2 protein-coding genes are annotated in these 1,665 nt (G+C 76.9%); both read left to right on the top strand.

From position 1 onward, the window contains the following. Positions 1-1,061 (top strand): thiamine pyrophosphate-dependent enzyme (locus ACFWGZ_RS40870; RefSeq protein WP_382456954.1); only part of this gene is annotated, 1,061 nt, incomplete at its 5' end. 15 nt (positions 1,062-1,076) lie between these two features. Continuing rightward, a partial coding sequence (locus ACFWGZ_RS40865) for an aldehyde dehydrogenase family protein (RefSeq protein WP_382456953.1) occupies positions 1,077-1,665 on the top strand: 589 nt, incomplete at its 3' end.

Below are 1,665 nucleotides of genomic sequence, written 5' to 3'. Positions count from 1 at the left end.
CCTCCTCCCCGGCCGTCGTCGCCGGCGACGGCGTGGGCCGCGACGGCGCGGTGGCGGAGCTGGTCGCGGTCGCCGAGGCGTTGGGCGCCACCGTGTTCCACCAGCCGATGCACGACGGCGTGGACTTCCCCGGGACCCACCCGCTGCACGCCGGGGCGCTCGCCCCCACCCACGCCGCGATCCGGGAAGCCCTGGCACCGCACGACGTCGTGCTGGTCGTCGGGTGCCACGCGTTCATGGCGCACCACTACACGCCGGGCCCGGCGATCCCGCCCGGCACGACCGTGGTCCAGCTCGACACCGACCCGGCCGAGCTCGGCCGCACCTTCGCGGTCGCGTGCGGCCTGACCGGTGACCTCCGGTCCACCCTGGACGTGCTCGCGATGTCGTTGCGCGGCAAGGTGACCGGGGCGCAGCAGCGGACCGCGGAGGCCGGGCGGCGGCACGCGGCGCGGCGGGAGCTCGCCCGGAACGAGGCGCTCGCCGCCGAACCGGCCGCGCCGATGCACCCGCTGGCCGCCGCGCTGGCCGTGGCGGACGGGCTGCCGGACGACGCCGTCCTCGTCGAGGAGGCGATCACGACCGGCGTCCTGCTGCGGCGGCTGCTGCGGCTCGACCGGCCGGGATCACTCGTGCACACCGTCGGCGGCGGCCTGGGCTCGGGGATCGGCATGGCGGTCGGCACGGCGCTGGGCGCACCGGGCACGCCCGTCGTGGCGGTGCTCGGCGACGGCTGCACGCTGTTCGGCCTGCAGGGCCTGTGGAACGCCGCGCGGCACCAGGTGCCGGTGACGTTCCTCGTGATGAACAACGGCGAGTACCGCACCCTCAAGGAGACCCTCGACGGGTGGGGCGGCCGGTCCGCCGCCACCGGCCGCTACCTCGGCCTCGACCTGGCGCCGTCGCGGCTCGACTTCACCGCCGCCGCCGCGTTCTTCGGCGTCCCGGCGACACGGGCCGGGCACCGCGACGACCTGGCCGAGATCGTCGCGAAGGCCGCCCACCGCGACGGGCCCCTGCTGGTGGACGTGCCCGTCTCGGCGCACGTGCCGCCCCGCTGACCACGAGGAGATGTGATGGACGAGCTGGTCGACCCGGCGGAGATCGCCGGCCGGGTGTTCGACGGCGCCTGGCGGGACGCGGCGGGCGGGACGCTGGACGTGCTGGAACCCGCCACGGGCAAGCGCCTGGCGACCATGGGTCTCGCCACTCCCGGCACCGTGCGCGCCGCGGCCGCGGCCGCGAAGCAGGCGCAGCCCTCGTGGGCCGCGCTGCCCGCCGCGGACCGGGCCGAGGTGCTGCGGCGCGCCGCGCTGGTGCTCGAGCGGCACTCCGGCGAGGTCGCCGGGTGGATCGTGCGCGAAGGCGGTGCCACGAGGGCGAAAGCGGCCTTCGAGATCCGCTCGGTGCTCGACGAGCTCTGGGTCGCCTCGGCGCTGCCGACCCAGCCGCACGGCGTGCTGCTGCCCTCGTCGGACGACGCGCGCAGCTTCGCGCGGCGCGTGCCGATCGGCGTGGTCGGCGTGATCAGCCCGTGGAACTTCCCGCTGGTGCTGGGGATGCGGGCGGTGGCGCCCGCGCTCGCGCTGGGCAACGCGGTCGTCCTCAAGCCCGACGAGCGCACGTCGGTGGCCGGCGGCGCCGTGGTGGCGCGGATCTTCGAGG

The organism is Lentzea sp. NPDC060358 (assembly GCF_042725365.1).
Taxonomy (GTDB): Bacteria; Actinomycetota; Actinomycetes; order Mycobacteriales; family Pseudonocardiaceae; genus Lentzea.
The sequence above is the reverse complement of the archived record's forward strand: the minus strand, read 5'-3'. Positions and strand labels throughout refer to the sequence as shown.